Below are 17,018 nucleotides of genomic sequence, written 5' to 3' on the forward strand. Positions count from 1 at the left end.
GAGAACGGATCAAACGAAAGACGCTGGAAACGCGACGCTTGCATCACAGACAGCACGCCGCATAATCAAACCAACCAGATGAGCCAAACTCTCTCTTAGTTTAGGCCGCCTTTGGTTCCAAAAACTCTGCCGACGGACACCGTTGACGCAGCCGAAGCGAAAGCTAACTTTGGCGTGCTGTCCCGTAGTCTAAAGCTCAATTCCAATGTACGCTTGGGGCTGACACCCTACAATTGACTGCTTGGAGCCCATTCTACTTCGTGCTGCTTTCTGACGAACGTCTGCAGTTCTCTTCGCCGTTCAACGGTAAGCATCCAACTAGCCACCAGTCTTCGAGCATGCCATTCTCTCCGAAATGAGGGGAGAACACGATGATTGAACGCCTCGACTACGTTTCCATAAACGGCCTAGCCATTGCGAACATGGCTAAGGCGAAGAACGATATGCGGTCTATCGACAGGAAACTGAGGGCGGTTATCGAACTGCGCGTTTCACAAATCAATGGCTGCGCGTACTGCGTCGATCTTCATACTATGGAAGCTAGGGGCGTGGGTGAAACATCGCAGCGATTAGACTGTCTTACGGTTTGGCGAGAGGTGTCGTTTTTCGATGCTGCAGAGAAGGCTGCGCTCGCGTGGGCAGAAGCTATCACCTTGGTTGCAACGAATGGCGCGCCAGAACACCTGTATACTTCGCTGTCTGATCATTTCTCAGAAGATCAGATCGTTGATCTGACTTTGATCATCGCCCAGAGTGGATAGAGAATCCGCTGATGGTTGGGTCCGAGTATCTCCGGTCCGGAAATTTCCATGAGCGCCTTCGCATCTCCACACGTTAATACGCTTAGGTTGTGCGGCACTGGGTTCCGTCGATCGGGCTGGAAGTAACAGCCTTTGGCTCGCATTAAATGCGGCGAATGAAGGTCGCCCAGATTCACAAAAAATCGGGTAACCTGCATTCATAAGGACTTGATCCTCCTTCAACGCATGACAATCGAAGCCGACGCCAACCAACGGAACTCAACGCTGAAGAAAGACCGGGGCGCGAGAAGTATCGATCCGCAAGATGCTCCGCGTGCGCGACATGTTAGATGAGGCCGCATGTGGCGCGGTTAGCGCGACCGCGAAGGTTCGCCTCGTATTCTAGCCCAGCCAGCCAGTGACTTGCCGCGCATAGCCGACATTGGTGCAGATGGCCGTGTAACGAGGCTTTTAGCCCAAACTCGCCATCGCTGTGGAATATCTGAACGTCTGCTTTCCAGCCTCAACATTGGATAGGATAGAACGATGCGTTTCGAGGCAATGCGTCGCTGCGCTCTTAGTCACGTTGTCCACAAGGTCTTGCGCGTGGTTCGAATACTTACTTGAAAGTGGATCGCAACTAAGCGGAGAACACCACCAGAGCTGCCAACACCAGCATTACCGACTCCAGCGGCCCCCAAAGCGCCCTCTCCGGCTTTGAAGGCGTGATCCAGTTCAGGACAGCCACCAAAGATTGGACTGTGAGTGCCACCCATTTTGTCCAATTGGGCCACTGCGGCCACAGTCCGGCTGCGGACATAACTCCGCACGCCATTGCTGCGATAACAAAGATTGAGACGAAGGCGGCGATCCGTCCAGCTGGCGGCAGAGCGCCTTTGTGTTTCCCGCCCTGTGTCAATGGTCCCAAAGGAGCACCTGCGATCAAAGCAAGCTGAAATCCAATGACGCCGACGCAAGCGACGCCATATGCAATTGCGATGTATGATATCAGGCTCATTCCGACATCCTATGCCCGAATTGGTGATCCGGCCAACCGAGTTGGCAAAACTCAGGCCAAAACGCCGCGAACGGCTGGTCCGAACTCAGAGCCGATTTCTTTCAAGAACATCGAATTTTTACCAAGCGCGGACAACAAACATCCGCTGTAGTTGTATCCAGAGAGAGCACATCAAAGGGAAGCGATCATTTCGTGATTTCAGTTTTGGAACTCAGAATGAAACAAAGGATTTTGAATTCCTGACCAAGCTAAGGACAGCCAAGGACGGGAACTGGTAGAAATACAATTGCAGACGGTGAATGATGTCGACAATGAGAAGATTGACTGCGATAGCTCGAGCCGTTCTGTCAATTCCCTGATCTGGAGTTTTCCTGTGTTGCTCAACGTGACCGCTTGCCTAGTTTACTCCGCAACGCAAGCCTGCGACGCCCTGCTTCAGATCGAACCAAGTACCAATGGTGGGCAGCGCTGTGGTGACACGCGCTTCTCACTCCTTTCAGGTTCGAAGGTGCGACAGCTTGAGGGTGAGGATGCGATAGGTCTGCGCAGGTGGGTCGCCATAGGTGCGCAGCTGGACTGCTATTTCGAGACACAAGTCGAGGTCAACAGACCTTCGATAGATCTGGCACAGCTTCAGGACACACCAAGGTATCAGCTTCCGGCCTCTGTCATTCAGTACCTCATGCCATCGCGCTATTGCCAGTCCGATCTGTTTCTGGACTTCACTGCCATTCAGTTCGAGGGCCTGACAGGTGGCGCTCGTGTGTTGTCGATGAACGATTGGGTCGCTTCCAACTTCACATATGACATATTTTCGAGCAATCCGGGCACAACTGCGACTGAGAGCTTTGCCGCTTTGCGCGGGGTTTGTCGCGACTACGCGCATGTTCTGATTGCCATGATACGCGCGGTGGGCATTCCGGCGCGATTTGTCAGTGTTTATGCACCGGACGTCAAACCGCAGGATTTCCATGCAGTGGTTGAGGTTTTTCTCGAAGGCGATTGGCGCCTGGTTGATCCGACCGGCATGGCGCAGCCGACAGAAATCGTGCGGATTTGTGTCGGGCGCGATGCAGCTGACGCATCGTTTCTGACATCCTATGGTGTGTTGAACCTGCAAGAGCAAAGCGTTCAGGTTCAGCGTGTGACGGCTTAACAGGCGCCATGACCTCCGCGACAACAAAAGTTATCCCGTTGCGTCCAAAGCGGCCGGACCAATATTGTATAGTTTACTTTTCCCGACTAGAGCTTGCGGTGCAGCCCGCTGCTACCTTGTCTATCTTGGATCCCAAATGACCTATTGCGTTGGCCTTCACCTTAACCGCGGCCTTGTTTTCATGTCCGACACACGCACCAATGCTGGGGTCGACAACTTCTCGATAACGAAAAAGATGTTTTCCTGGGAAGTGCCGGGGGAACGCGCGATCACCATTATGACAGCGGGTAATCTCGCGACGACCCAAGCTCTGATCAGCATCCTCGAAGAACGCTCCAAAATCTTGACCGAACGCACGCCCACCATCCTTGAATTGCCCACGATGTTCGAAATCGCACGCTTTGTAGGCGCAACACTCAAGCAGGTGATTCAGGGCGGTGATGAAGTTGGACAGTCCGCCACATCCGCCTTCAAAGCGTCAGTGATCGTGGGGGGGCAGATCAAGGGCGGAATGCCCACGCTTTTCTTGGTCTACCCAGAAGGAAACTTCATCGAAGTGACTGAGGATGCTCCTTTTTTCCAGATCGGCGAAACAAAGTACGGCAAACCAATCCTGGTGCGCGCATACGACCCGGATATGAGTTTTGAAGATGCGATCAAACTCTTGATGGTGTCCTTTGATTCGACCATCAAAGCCAACCTGTCCGTCGGGCTGCCGCTGGACTTGCAGCTCTATGATGTGGACAGCTTCGCGCTGGATGCGCAGCCGCGAGTTACGACCGACGACCCCTACTTTCAGTCGATCAGCACAAGCTGGGGCGACGCATTGCGTAACGCTTTGATGCATTTGCCGAGTTATGAACGCAAATAGAACCGCGACCGTGCTCTAGCCAGCGATGGCGACATCCACCGCTTGCGTGTTCTTTTGGCCTCCGGACGACCTGAGGTGCCCGCGCACCGGTGAGACATCAGAGTAGTCTCGCCCATAGCCCGCGACGACGTGGTCTGTTCCAACAAGCGTAGCATTGGTTGGATCATATTCGATCCAACCCTGTTCCGGTCCGCACCAGGCCCTCACCCATGCATGCATCGCGTCGGCCCCTTCAAGCTTGACGCCACCACTTGGTGGAAGCGTGCGAAGATAGCCACTAACATAACCCACCGGCACGCCCAGCGATCGCAGGGCAAGGATCATGATATGGCTAAAATCCTGGCAGACCCCGCGTCGCAGGCGAAATGCATCCGCCGCATCCGTATCCACTGTCGTGGCAGTCGCATCAAAGGTCATCGCTTCATGCAGGGCTTTGCCGATCCGCACTACATTTTCAACGGCACTAGCATTTGCCGCGTAAAGATCGTGCGCAAAACCTTGGATCGCGTTGTTACGTGGCAAGCGTGGGCTCGGTCCGAGAAAATGCAGCGGCGAGGTGGAACCCAGATCGGTCAGGGCATCACAGGTCGACCGCAGGTACGCTACATCCGATGACTTATCTTGCCAGGGCGGGGGCGTGTACACTTCAACATGGCACGACAGCTTGATCGACATCTCCGCATGCTGATCGCGATGCGCACAGGAATGCGTGGTGTTCCCAAAAAAATCCATGGCCTTGGTCCGGGACTCAGGTTCTGGGTCTATTTCCAATAGATGCGTTGTAAGGCTTTGCCGACCCGGCAGCGTTCTGGGCAGCACACGGATCAAATGGCGGCTGTTGGCTGCTGGGCGCTCATAAAAGTGAGCAATTTTAAGACGGATGGAATAAATCATCATTCAAGCCAAGTGGTACGCATTGAGCGTGTCGGATATGGCCCAAATGTCCTGTTTCACCTGCGTCAGGACGTCGGGCGATATCAACGCAGGCTCGCTGGTTGCCAATTGCGTTTCGAGTAGCAAGACCTGACGCGCCACATGGCTCATGTGGTGGTCCTCGTGCCGGGTGGGCAGGTTGGCAATGTGGTTTTTGCTGCGTGTGATGTGGTAGCGGATAGCGCGCGGATTGCGCGGATCAAGCGCCAGCAGGTCTGTGACCGACCCGGCACTGGCAGCAATTTGGAACCGGGTGCGATGTGATACCACGCTGTCCCCTATTTCCAATGCAAGGTCGAGTGCGCCGCTAGACGGCTCTGCGGAAAGGCAGGCGGCCAGCAAATCACACATGTTCGCCGCGCGCTCGAGCGAGATGCCGATGCTCAGGAACCGCCAACCATCCGAGCGATACATGTTTTCGTGCACAAGCCCCGCGAAACCAGTGACCTGGCGCAACAATCTGCTGATCTGCACCGTCGCGTCCTCAAGCGGGACGTGCTTGGCATCAAGCGCCTTTGCTTCCGTCACTAGTCCGCGCAGGGCCATCATCCCATCTGGCGAAAAGCGATCACTGATACGCGATGCCGATTGCAGTGCCAGCCCCAAAGGCTCGCCAAACCGCGCCGCGATGGCAGAAGCATTGGACGCAACACCGCCCATCAGGTCATCGCGGATGAATGTGGGCATGGTATCGGTGTGATCGGCTCCGTCGCAAATTCGTGCAAAATAAGCCCGGAATATGCGCATGTTCTGCTCCGAACGCTCTACATAGCGGCCAAGCCAGAAAAGATTGTCCGCCGCTCGGCTGGGCAAAAGCGCATGCGTCAAACTGCGCGTCACTGCATTTTTCGACACCGACAAAAGGCTCGGAGTTTCGACCTTGCTCTGGCTTGTGACCCAGACATCCGCCACCTTGCCACCGCGCTGCATGGCAAGGGCTTTGGCATCGTCGCCTGCGCTGATGCGCGCATACCCTCCCGGCATCACGGCCCATCCCTCTTCAGTGCGCCCCATCGATATTCGGATACACATGGGCCGCGCGGCCAGACGGTCGTCTTCCCAGACCGGTGTGGTCGACAATGTAACGGCCTCTTGCCCCACAAGGTTGTGCCCGTTGCTTTTGAGGTGGTCCGCCAATTGCTGCGCATGTGACCCATCGCTCGGATCCCCAAACACTGTGGTGCGCGGGTCGGCCATCAAGGGTACGGTCGAAAACGCATCCCCCACCATCATCCTTGCGCTGTTGGCGATTACATGATCGCGCTGACTGTCCTGACCACACCACCATGTCGCGATATTGGGCAGGGCCAGTGCCCGTCCAAGATGCGCCTGCGCGATTTTCGGCAGGAAAGCCATGAGCGCACGCGTCTCGAGCACGCCTGCCCCGACCATGTTGACGGTCCTGAGCGCACCGGAGCGGATTGCCTCGACCAGTCCAGCCGCCCCAAGCATCGACGACGAATCCAGCTCCAAAGGGTCGAACATCGCGCTTGGCAACCGGTTCCACAACAAACTCACAGGCTTCAGTCCGGCCACCGTACGCACCATGGCTTTGCCATCCTGGACAATAAGGTCTTCGCCTTCGACCAGCAGCAGGCCCAGATAGCGCGCCATGTAAGAATGTTCGGCGTAGTTCTGGTTCATCGGACCCGGCGACAGCAAAGCGACCTCGCCCGGAGTTCGCCCCCTGATGTTCATCAGTCTTTGCTGGAACTCCTGAAAATACCCGGCCAGCCGATGGATATTCGCGCCCGCAAAGAAGTTCGGAAACACGCGGCCCATGGCAATCCGGTTCTCTACAGCAAACCCGGCGGTCGAAGGCGCCTCGATCAGATCGCTGCTCACCCACCACTTGCCATCGGGCCCGCGCCCGATTTCAAAGGACAGCGTGTTGAGCAAATGCGTGCCTTGTTTGACGACCCCGACCATGGGGCGCAGCCACGCGGGGTTCTGACTGAGCAATTTTGCAGGCAACTGTCCGGACGTGACCAGCGTGTTGTCACCGTAGAAATCCTGCAGAATATACTCCAGCAGGTCCGCCCGTTCGATAAGCCCATCGGAAATGACCTGCCATTCGTCTTCGCCGATGATCACCGGAATATGGCTGAGCGGCCACTCCCGTTCGGTGGACAGCGTCTCGTCATACTGGCGAAAGAGCACCCCCGCGTCGCGAAGATACTGATCCCCACGCGAAAATCGCAGCGCCAGATCTTCGGGTGAGAGGCGGCTCAGGTGCTCAAAGAACGACGCCCAGACAGGTTTGACCTGCCCGTCCGGAAACAACATTTCGTCATTAAGAGGCGGGGATTGTGCACTGTAAGACGCCAGCAGGCTTGGCCCGGTTTGTGCGCCTGCTGTGGGCAGCGGTGTTTGCATCGCCTAGAGACCTGCCCTGCGACGCAAATCCAGTGTCATCGGAAATTCAGGATGTGGCCGCTCGGGCGCCGGTGCTTGCGTTCCCGGCGTGTGCCCCATTTTCTCAAATCTGCTCAAACGCCGCGCCTCTGCTTCGTTTCCATTCACTGGAAAGGTGTCGAAATTGCGTCCCCCGGGGTGGACCACATGATAGCGGCACCCGCCCAACGACTTGCCTGTCCATGTATCGAAGATATCAAAAGTCAGCGGCGCGTCCACCTCCAGAACCGGGTGCAACGACATTGCCGGTTTCCAAGCTTTGTAGCGCACCCCACCAACCCGCGTGCCGCTGATCGCAGTGGGCGTTAAAGGGACAATGCGCCGATTGGCGGTGACCTTGTAGCGATCCGGGTTGGCCCCGGTCAAAGTCACCTGGAGCCGCTCGGACGAGCTGTCGGTGTAGCGCACGGTTCCCCCGATTGCGCCGGTTTCCCCCATGACATGCCACGGCTCAAGCGCCTGCCGTAATTCCAGCGTAATTCCCTCGTAGGTGACCTCGCCGCAGAAAGGAAAGCGGAACTCGGACTGTGCCTTGAACCAGTCAGGATCAAAGGCCATGCCGTGGGCGCGCAGGTCGGCAAGCACGTCAAGGAAATTTTCCCAGATGAAGGCAGGCAGCATGAAGCGGTCATGCAGGGTGGTGCCCCAGCGCGTGAGGTTGCCGCTGATTGGGGCCTCCCAGCACCGCGCGATAATTCCGCGCAACAGCAGTTGCTGCGCCAAGCTCATTCGGGAGTTCGGCGGCATCTCGAAACCGCGGAATTCCACGAGACCCAGCCGCCCTGTGGGGCCGTCGGGTGAGAAAAGCTTGTCGATGCAAATCTCGGTTCGGTGCGTGTTGCCGGTCACGTCGATCAGAGCGTTGCGTAACAGACGGTCAGTCAGCCACGGCGGTGGCGGGGTGCCGTTGCTCGGCGGCCAGATCTGGTCAAGCGCGATCTCGAGCTCATAGAGCCCGTCATGGCGCGCCTCGTCGATACGTGGGGCCTGTGACGTGGGCCCGACAAAGTTACCTGCAAACAGGTAGGACAAACTCGGGTGGCGTTGCCAGAACAGGATCAGGCTCTTGAGCAGATCGGGGCGACGCAAGAACGGGCTGTCGGCGGGTGTCGCGCCGCCGACAACGACATGGTTACCACCGCCAGTGCCGGTGTGGCGGCCATCGGTCATGAATTTGTCGGTGCCGAGGCGGCATTTTCGTGCCTCGTCGTAAACTGCCTGGGTGGTGTGCACACAGGCTTTCCAGTTAGCCGCAGGGTGGATATTGACCTCAATCACACCCGGGTCCGGGGCGATGCGCATCACTTCGACGCGCGGGTCATGCGGCGGCGCATAGCCTTCGATCAACACCTTGCGCCCCGTCGATTTGGCAGCAGCCTCGACCGCAGCGATCAATTCAAGATAATCCTCAAGTTTTTCGACGGGAGGCAAGAAGACGCACAAGCGCCCGTCGCGCGGCTCGACCGAGATGGCCGTGCGCACCCGCCCACTGAGATCGCCAAGGGTCTGTTCGACCTGTATTTGACCGACACCGGCTTGGGTCCGTTGCGCGACAGGTTGTTCTATTGCAGTCGACGAAGGTAGAGGCGGACGGGGTTCGGTTGGGTCCTGAGGCGTAATGAATGGATAGTCGCTTTCAGGAACATGCGGCAACGTACCAAGAGGAAGGCGGTAGCCGACGGGGCTGTCCCCTGCCACCAGAAAAACCTTGCCTCGGCGCAATTCCCAGACTTCGGACATCCACCGGCTGGACGCACGGGCCTGCCAGCGTTGTACCGGCAGCACATAACCAGCCGGCGTCGTCAGGCCCCGCTCAAACACCTTGGCGATCCGCGCTCGCTCTTCGGGGTCGGCCAGTTTGGAGTTTTCGGGCGTTACGTTGGCGGGAAGGTTGCCTTCCTTGATGATCCAATCTGCGGGGTCTTCAAAGGCGGGCAACACGTTTTGTGCGGGCACCTCCAGATGGGCCGCAATCGCTGTCAGCAAGTTCTGCGCATCCTCCGGGCCTATATCTTCGTGCGTGTCTTCTTTCGCCAGCAGATCGGGATCTTGCCAGATCGGCTGACCGTCCTTGCGCCAATACAGCGAAAAGGTCCAACGCGGCAGCGTCTCTCCGGGGTACCACTTGCCTTGTCCATAGTGCAGCAGCCCGCCAGTGGAAAATCTGCCCTGCAGCCGGCGCATCAGCTTGTCGGCCAGCCCGCGCTTGGCCGGGCCGACGGCGTCCGAATTCCATTCAGCACTCTCAAAATCATCAATTGATACAAAAGTTGGTTCGCCGCCCATCGTCAAACGCACGTCTCCTGCCTCAAGGCGTTTGTCTACAGCATGGCCAAGTGTGTTCAGAGCCTCCCATGCGTCATCCGAAAACGGCTTGGTAATGCGCGGATGCTCTGCCGTGCGTGTCACCTGCATGTCGAAAGAAAAATCGACCTCTGCCATGCTGGCCGCGCCGGAAATCGGGGCCGCATGGCGGTAATGCGGGGTCGCAGCCAGCGGAATGTGGCTTTCACCAGCCAGTAATCCGGAGGTTGGATCAAGACCGACCCAACCTGCACCGGGCAGGTATACCTCGACCCAGGCATGCAGATCGGTGAAATCCTTATCTGTCCCGGCAGGGCCATCGAGAGCCACAAGGTCAGGTTTTAACTGGATCAGATAGCCCGAAACAAATCGCGCGGCGATCCCGAGATTGCGCAGCACCTGTACCAGCAACCAGCTGGAATCCCGACAAGAACCGGCAGCGCGGCCCAGCGTGGTTTCAGCGGTCTGAACCCCCGGCTCCATTCGAATTTCGTAGGCGATTTCGTTTGCCAGGCGAGTATTCAACCCAACAAGGAAATCAATCGTAACCATCGGGTCGCGCGATATTGACCCGAGGAATGTTTCAAGAAGCGGTCCCACGGCGTCACGTTGCAGATAGATGCTCAGGTCCGGGGCGATGTCGTCGTCGTAGCGAAAGGGAAAGTCTTTGGCGCTGTCTTCTACAAAGAAATCAAATGGGTTGTAGACTGACATATCAGCAACCAGATCCACCTCGATCTTGAACTCGCGCACCGGTTCGGGAAACACAAATCGCGCCAGCCAGTTACCATAGGGGTCCTGCTGATGGTTCACGAAGTGACCTGCAGGAGAAACACTCAGGCTGTGAGAAATAACGCGCGTACGCGAGTGCGGGGCTGGGCGCAGACGGATCGACTGCGGGGCCAATGTGACCGGTCTGTCGTATTTGTAATGCGTTAGATGGTAGATGCTTGCGGTGATGGACATAAAGGCACTCCTTGGCCGTACAATGGACAGGACGCTGCATCGCAGCAACCGCCATTTCGTTGGAACACCGTTCCTTGTGCAACTTACGGCGCTTTGTAGCCTTCCGTGTTGCATTTCTATCCACCCGACGAACGATTTGCAAAAACGACCCTTCGTAAGTGCATCAGGCGTACCTGACAAAACCTTGTATGAACTAATCTCCCGGTGCGCATGCATGTGGATTTGCAGATCCTGCGCTCTTGGAGAGCGCAACGAGGATGCAAGGGCGCAATCTGCCGCCAGCCGCTTTTTATGAGAAGAAGGATCAAACCATTTCTGGCCTTCGTTTCTGGCAAAAAAACCAGCAGATCTTCTTGTTGCATTGGGTAAAGCGCCTCACCCTGAACGGTCGCCACACACGCTTCCATTTTGAACGAAAGCACCCGAGCGCTACCAAGGCCTAACTCGCCGTCTAGGCTTTGCGACCGTAGCAAAAGTCATCGGCGCCTTGCACACTTCTGAATCCAGCACCGCGCCTGCAATCAACTGAGAAGTCTTGTTAGCGGCCAAATGGTTCATAGCGTCTTTGGCGCGCCTTGAAAGGTTGTTGGCTGGCCCCACTTGTGCCTTACTGTCTCGCCAGAATTGGTCGCTATCATACTGAGAGGGGTTTCAAAAATCGGTGCGCCTTGTTCAATCGAAGATTTCAAACCACGCGACAGGGAAATTCAACGTAGCGATCCACACTATTCCCCAACTCAGAATTTAGATGTTGCGGAACTATTCATCAAAATATGCGCTGTGCGTGGTGTAAATGGCGTCGATTGTTGGTGTCAGTCGGTCAAGGTGGACGCGAAGCACCTCGCCAGCTGCCTGCGCGTCCCCATCAAAGATTACCTGCAAAAGCTTTTTGTGATCCTGATACAAGACGTCCATTGCCTCTTTGCTGGTCAGAGCCAGCATACAAAGGCGATCAACCTGCGCCTTGTTGTCTGCGATGATGTCAAACGCAAAAGCCCGCTTGGCTGACAAGCAAAAGAGCTTGTGAAACTGGTAATCCAAGTCATGGAACAAGCTCGCGTTTTCTGCCGCGATCGCATCTGCCTGTTCACGCAGGTTCGTCTTCAATAACGCATCTACTGATTTGTCACGACCTATCGTCGCGGCGCGAATGACCTCTAACTCAACTGCAGCACGCACAAAGCGTGCGTTTGCGATCAACTGACGAGAAAATGGTCGGACAACCGTCGCGCGCTGTGGACGCACCAAAAGTAGATTTAGGTTCGCAAGCCGGGTGAAGGCCTCGCGCACAGGTTGACGAGAGCACCCAAAGGATTTGGCGACTTCCGCTTCGGAAATTTTCGTCCCGGGCAGCAGCTCCAAACGGGTGATTTTCCCGAACAATGCGTCAAAGACAATATCACTACTTGTTGCACGTTCGAGGGTTCCCAGTGCTACCATTATCGCTTTTCCACGTTGCAATTGCCAGCAGTGTGACAGAAGATTATAGGAATTAATAGATCATAATTGCATACTAGAATACAACTATCACTATGTTTTCAAAGGAAAACACAAAAAAACTTCGTAACATCAGACACTTTTGTGTTGACTAGTATCCCAGTTTTCGTGTTGGGTGACCTATGACCGAGGTCGGAGTAATCGGGCGTGCGGGGAGGCATTCAGATCGTCTACAGGCGGGCTGACACTGATCCAGCACCAAGACATCACCCGTTTCGGACGTATTACCCGGCCCTGAAGGCTGATGAAAAACAAGACCTGAACCTGATCTGGGAGGAAACAATGTTCAATTATTCACTTAAATCGATGGCTTTGACGGCTGTCCTGCTCAGCGGCATTTCCGCCGCCAATGCAGATGTCACATTGCGTGGCGCAAGCATGTTCGACGAAGAGCATGCATTCACCAAGACGTTGCGCGAATTCGAACGCCTCGTCGCTGAAAACTACGATGGTGAGGTCAGCTTTGACCTGCGCCTGAATGGTGAGCTTGGGGTCGAATCCGACTATGTCACCTACCTCAATCAAGGCGTCGCAGTTGACTACACAATCCTTGCCCCATCCAATATGGCCGTCTTTTCAGAATCCATTCCCTTGATGGACATGCCTTTCCTGTTCCGTGATCTGGAGCATTGGAATGCGGTGTTGTCCTCAGACGCACTAAAACCGCTTGAGGAAGATCTGCGAGAGGCCGCAGGCATTGTCATCGTTGGTTATCACGGTGGCGGCGTCCGTAACCTCGCATCGGCCGAACCGATCAAAAACATGGAAGAACTGGCCGGTCATCGTATGCGTGTGATGGGTGCGCCCATTCAGGCCCAGACTTTCTCGGCTGTGGGCGCTGCCCCTTCTGCAATCGCATACAACGAAGTCTACAACGCGATTCAGACAGGCGTCATTGCCGGGTTCGAAAACGAAGCCGCTTCGATCCAAAACCTGAAGTTTTACGAAGTCGCACCGCATATTTCGCTTACCCAGCACACAATCACCGTGCGTCCGATTGTGATGTCGGCCAAAATCTTTGATGGTCTGTCTGCTGAATTGCAAACGGCCATCATGGAAGCAGGCGCAGAAGCTGGTGCTTTCGGACGTGCGTTGGAAAGCGGTCAAGATGGTGAAAAGCTCCAAGCGATGGTCGACGCCGGCCAGATTGAGGTGCATGAGTTCGAAGGTCGCGAGAAGATGTTGGAATTGGTTCAGCCGGTCCAGGATGCTTATGCAGCCGAACTGGGTGCCACTGAATTGCTCGAAAACGTTCGCGGCATGTAACTTCCAGCCGACGGGCGGTGAGGGTTCCGACCCGCTCGTCGGCACAACGACCGATACGGCTTCGCCGATCGCGCTTCGAAGTAAGGCAGAACATGCTTGGAAAATTTCTTGATCGGTTCTGCTTTGGGCTGCGCATTTTGCTTGGCGTGATGATGGGAGCTCTGGCTATCCCCGTCGCGATGCAAGTGATCTCGCGTTACACCGGCTTCATACCGACCTACCTTTGGACGGAAGAACTCGCCACCTTCATCTTTGTCTGGATTGTCATGATCGGGTCTATCGTCGCTGTCTGGGACGGCACCCATTTTGACGTGCGGATCACCCGAGATGCCACTGCCCCCATGATGTGGTTGCTGCAAAACGGGGTCGTTCACGTTGCGATCATGGTATTCGGTGCATTGTTCCTGTTTTACGGCATCGAGTACACAGAGTTTGGTGGCAATCAGCGATCCGTCATGATGCGCGCCAATATGGCCATCACACATATCTCCGTTCCGATTGCGGGCGGGCTTTGGCTCTTGCTTGCTGGGTATAGGTTGTCAGAAGTCGTGACGCAGTTTCTGAACCAAAAGAAAAGTCAGACATGATCCTCGACACAGCCACAGCGGCCTCGATGCTGATTGCCGGATTTCTGATCCTGATTTTCGTCCGTATTCCTGTCGCCTTTGCGCTGGGACTCGCGACCATTCCAGTTGTTTTGCTGGAGTTACGTTTGACGCCGTTCATCGTCCTTGACCGGATGTTCCAATCCTATAACTCGTTCATCCTGCTGGCTGTGCCCTTCTTTCTTTTGGCTGCAAACTTGATGAATTCCGGCAAAGTAACGGACCGCCTGATTGAACTCGCGCGAGTGCTGACCGGTTGGATGCCCGGGGGCTTGGGCCATGTGAATGTCGCCGTCTCGATGCTATTTGCAGGTATTTCCGGGTCCTCTACGGCAGACGCGTCGGGCATCGGCAAAATCCTTATCCCTGCCATGCAGAAAGAGGGCTACGACACCCGTTTTGCTGTCGCCATCACCGCTTGCTCGTCAGTGATGGGCGTTATCATCCCGCCATCGATCTTGATGATCGTTTGGGGTGGTGTCATGCAGGTGTCTGTCGGAGCGCTGTTTCTGGGAGGCGCAATCCCTGGCTTGATGATCGGCTTTGCTTTGATGGCGACGGTGTATGGCTTTGCAAAGGCGCGCAACTATCCCGTCATTGCAACGCCGAACTGGGGTGAATTCTGGGCCGCATGGAAAGGTGCGGCACTCGCATTATTGACTCCTGTCTTTGTGATCGGCGGCATTGTAGGCGGGCTTGTCACACCGACGGAAAGCGCCATTATCGCTGCCTTTTACGCTCTGGTTTTGGGGATGTTTGTATATCGGACTGTTACGCCCAAGGATCTGGGATTCATTCTTTATGATACTGCGCGCTTTGCAGCTATCTCGCTCTTTGCGATCGGAACGGCGTCTGCATTCGGGTGGCTACTGTCATTCTACGACGCCCCCCGTCTAATCGTCAGCGTCTTGACCGCATGGGAAATGGGGCCCTTTGGAACTGCTCTTTTGATCGCGTTGCTGTTCCTGCTGTTTGGTCTGTTTATCGATGCGATCCCAACGATCATCATCCTTGGCACGGTTTTGATGCCTGTCGCTCAGGCAGGAGGTGTTGACCCCATTGCATTCGCCATAATTGGGATCGTTTCGCTCGCCTTCGGATTGGTCACGCCACCTTACGGGTTATGCCTTCTAATTTCGGCGGCTATTGGCGGCCTGAATGTTGTGCAGGTCTTACGCGAGGTTGTGCTCATTCTTGCCCCCATGCTGGTCATCCTCATTTTGCTGGCGGCTTTTCCCGAAATCATTCTGTGGCTCCCAAAAACTGTTATGCCGGGAGCATTCCGCTAATGACGCCTCAATCCACGACGTAAGCGCATGAGAAAATCGCACCTTCAAACCCATAACAACTGCGAAGCTGACGTTTCGTAAGAGAAAGGAACGACATGAAACTTGTAGGTAAAACCGCCATCGTGACCGGAGCAGGCCGAGACATTGGTCGTGCGGTTGCAATGAAACTCGCCTCCGAGGGCGCCAATGTTGCAATCAACTATTTCTCCAGCTCCAAAGGCGCAGATGACACAGTCGCTGCAATCGAAGCTGCGGGTGGAAAAGCCATTGCTTTGCAAGGCGACCTCAACAAGAAAGTGGATGTAGATGCACTGGTGTCCAAGACAGTAGAAACATATGGCGGCGTCGACATATTGGTGAACAACGCCGGTGGTCTGATCGCTCGCAAGACGATTGCCGAAATGCCTGTCGAACACTGGGAAGCCGTTATTAGCCTCAATCTGACCAGCACCTTCCTTATGACGCAAGCCTGCCTTGCCGAGATGACGTCTGGGGCAATAGTCAACCTGGCCAGTCAGGCCGGGCGCGATGGGGGTGGTCCGGGCGCAGTCGCCTATGCGACCGCCAAAGGTGCTGTGATGACCATGACACGCGGTCTGGCAAAAGAGCTGGGCCCTGACATTCGTGTAAATGCGATTTGCCCTGGCATGATCGACACTGACTTTCACAACATCCATACACCCGACGCGGGTCGTCGTGGGTTCGAGGCGAACGCACCGCTCAAACGCCAAGGCCACGTCGACGATGCCGCAAACCTTGTACTGTTCCTCGCCTGCGACGACAGCGCATTCATGACAGGCACAAACATTGATCTTAACGGTGGAATGCTGTTTTCATAAAACTGAGGAGGAGACATGTGTCCCAGTTCCCGATTGTTTCGACAGGCGAACATGTCACGCGCCAGGTACTGTCTGATCATCCCGAGTTGATGGTTGTCGCCTTCAAGTTTCAAGCCGCCGGAGCAGTCGGTGCACTGCATGATCATCCACACGTTCAGTCGACCTATGTTGAAAGCGGTCGGTTCCGGTTCACGCTGGGCGACAAAGAACAAGAGTTTGGCCCAGGCGACAGCTTTATTGTCCCGTCAGGTCAGAAACATGGCTGCGTTTGCCTGCAACCCGGGACACTGGTGGACAGCTTCACGCCTCGCCGCGATGATTTTCTCTAGTTGCCCAACTATGGTGAAGAGCGGTCGTTAGACCCCTGCACAATACCGACGCGCTAAATGGGCTCGTTGTATGGGCAGTGGCTAACCATCGAGGTGGACGCCATCATTCTGGGACTAGTCCCTCTCCAGAGACAAGACCCCTGCGTGTCAATCAAGGTACCTGCTTGCAAAACAGGGATCTTTCCATTGCTGAGATCAAACATGGGCCTAGGAGATGACTAGCGCCGCTTACGATGAGCCAATAACAGACGAGACGCAGATGCACTGAGGCATCGTCCGCCAGCAATACTGACTAGGAAAAATTGAAATTTATATGGAAAGCGCACCGTAGAGAGATACAAGACAAAGGTCTTACTAGGTTTGGCGGTGACCTACTCTCCCACGTCTTAAGACGCAGTACCATCGGCGCGACGGCACTTAACTGCCGAGTTCGGGATGGGATCGGGTGTTTTGCTCGCGCTATGACCACCAAACCATGAAAAACCTCTGTCGTCCAAGTCATGCACTCTAATGTGCTGTGTATGCTTTTGATTATCTTTCGAAGTCTTGCTTCTACTGGATCAAATCAAGCCTATCGGGCAATTAGTACCAGTCAACTGAACACATTGCTGTGCTTACATCTCTGGCCTATCGACGAGGTGGTCTACCTCGGCCCTCAGGGATACCTTGTTTTGAGGGGGGCTTCCCGCTTAGATGCCTTCAGCGGTTATCCTTTCCGATCATAGCTACCCTGCACTGCTGCTGGCGCAACAACAGGTCCACCAGTGGATCGTTCACCCCGGTCCTCTCG

General features: G+C 55.5%; 13 protein-coding genes and 2 rRNA genes. 8 read left to right on the forward strand and 7 right to left on the reverse strand.

Annotated features, from left to right (window positions below; all coding sequences use genetic code 11):
• Positions 1-371: 371 nt before the first annotated feature.
• Positions 372-761, forward strand: a complete 390-nt coding sequence (locus AB8B75_RS15680; protein ID WP_405363645.1) for a carboxymuconolactone decarboxylase family protein — start codon at positions 372-374, stop codon at positions 759-761.
• Positions 762-1,380: 619 nt separating this feature from the next.
• Here AB8B75_RS15680 and AB8B75_RS15685 read toward each other — a convergent pair.
• On the reverse strand, positions 1,381-1,758 hold the full coding sequence (locus tag AB8B75_RS15685; protein WP_405363647.1) for a hypothetical protein: 378 nt from the start codon (positions 1,756-1,758) through the stop codon (positions 1,381-1,383).
• A 295-nt stretch (positions 1,759-2,053) separates the two neighbouring features.
• Between AB8B75_RS15685 and AB8B75_RS15690 the strand changes: the two genes are divergently transcribed.
• A complete protein-coding gene (locus AB8B75_RS15690; RefSeq protein WP_405363660.1) occupies positions 2,054-2,914 on the forward strand; it encodes a transglutaminase family protein in 861 nt (286 codons plus the stop codon).
• A 136-nt stretch (positions 2,915-3,050) separates the two neighbouring features.
• Positions 3,051-3,785 carry a peptidase gene (locus tag AB8B75_RS15695; protein ID WP_405363648.1) on the forward strand — a complete coding sequence of 245 codons (735 nt, stop codon included), beginning with the start codon at positions 3,051-3,053 and terminating at the stop codon, positions 3,783-3,785.
• Between the two features lie 15 nt (positions 3,786-3,800).
• Here AB8B75_RS15695 and AB8B75_RS15700 read toward each other — a convergent pair whose 3' ends face one another.
• The 4 genes from AB8B75_RS15700 to AB8B75_RS15715 all read right to left on the reverse strand — a co-directional run bounded on the left by AB8B75_RS15700 (position 3,801) and on the right by AB8B75_RS15715 (position 11,843).
• Complete coding sequence (locus AB8B75_RS15700) at positions 3,801-4,682, reverse strand: transglutaminase domain-containing protein (RefSeq protein WP_405363649.1); 882 nt, start codon at positions 4,680-4,682, stop codon at positions 3,801-3,803.
• The gene (locus AB8B75_RS15705; protein WP_405363651.1) at positions 4,683-7,094 is read right to left on the reverse strand and encodes a circularly permuted type 2 ATP-grasp protein; all 2,412 of its coding nucleotides are present in this window, start codon (positions 7,092-7,094) and stop codon (positions 4,683-4,685) included. It abuts the gene before it with no gap.
• Between the two features lie 3 nt (positions 7,095-7,097).
• Positions 7,098-10,403, reverse strand: a complete 3,306-nt coding sequence (locus AB8B75_RS15710; protein WP_405363652.1) for a DUF2126 domain-containing protein — start codon at positions 10,401-10,403, stop codon at positions 7,098-7,100.
• A 759-nt stretch (positions 10,404-11,162) separates the two neighbouring features.
• Positions 11,163-11,843, reverse strand: coding sequence for a GntR family transcriptional regulator (locus AB8B75_RS15715; protein WP_405363653.1), 681 nt, complete (start codon positions 11,841-11,843; stop codon positions 11,163-11,165).
• A 204-nt stretch (positions 11,844-12,047) separates the two neighbouring features.
• Between AB8B75_RS15715 and AB8B75_RS15720 the strand changes: the two genes are divergently transcribed.
• The 5 genes from AB8B75_RS15720 to AB8B75_RS15740 all read left to right on the forward strand — a co-directional run bounded on the left by AB8B75_RS15720 (position 12,048) and on the right by AB8B75_RS15740 (position 16,228).
• Positions 12,048-13,166 (forward strand): TRAP transporter substrate-binding protein, encoded by a 1,119-nt coding sequence (locus AB8B75_RS15720; RefSeq protein ID WP_405363654.1) that lies wholly within the window; start codon positions 12,048-12,050, stop codon positions 13,164-13,166.
• Positions 13,167-13,258: 92 nt separating this feature from the next.
• The gene (locus AB8B75_RS15725) at positions 13,259-13,753 is read left to right on the forward strand and encodes a TRAP transporter small permease (protein WP_405363655.1); all 495 of its coding nucleotides are present in this window, start codon (positions 13,259-13,261) and stop codon (positions 13,751-13,753) included.
• Positions 13,750-15,060: a TRAP transporter large permease gene (locus AB8B75_RS15730; protein ID WP_405363656.1), complete on the forward strand. Its 1,311-nt coding sequence runs from the start codon at positions 13,750-13,752 to the stop codon at positions 15,058-15,060. Before AB8B75_RS15725 ends, AB8B75_RS15730 begins: the two co-directional genes overlap by 4 nt.
• Before the next feature lie 95 nt (positions 15,061-15,155).
• Positions 15,156-15,899 carry an SDR family NAD(P)-dependent oxidoreductase gene (locus tag AB8B75_RS15735; RefSeq protein WP_405363657.1) on the forward strand — a complete coding sequence of 248 codons (744 nt, stop codon included), beginning with the start codon at positions 15,156-15,158 and terminating at the stop codon, positions 15,897-15,899.
• Between the two features lie 17 nt (positions 15,900-15,916).
• Positions 15,917-16,228 carry a cupin domain-containing protein gene (locus AB8B75_RS15740; RefSeq protein WP_405363658.1) on the forward strand — a complete coding sequence of 104 codons (312 nt, stop codon included), beginning with the start codon at positions 15,917-15,919 and terminating at the stop codon, positions 16,226-16,228.
• Between the two features lie 358 nt (positions 16,229-16,586).
• Here the strand turns inward: AB8B75_RS15740 and rrf are convergent.
• A 5S ribosomal RNA gene (gene rrf, locus AB8B75_RS15745) occupies positions 16,587-16,701 on the reverse strand.
• Positions 16,702-16,789: 88 nt separating this feature from the next.
• Positions 16,790-17,018 (reverse strand): 23S ribosomal RNA (locus tag AB8B75_RS15750); the annotation flags it as partial.

It is taken from the genome of Roseobacter sp. (assembly GCF_045106495.1).
Taxonomy (GTDB): domain Bacteria; phylum Pseudomonadota; class Alphaproteobacteria; order Rhodobacterales; family Rhodobacteraceae; genus Roseobacter.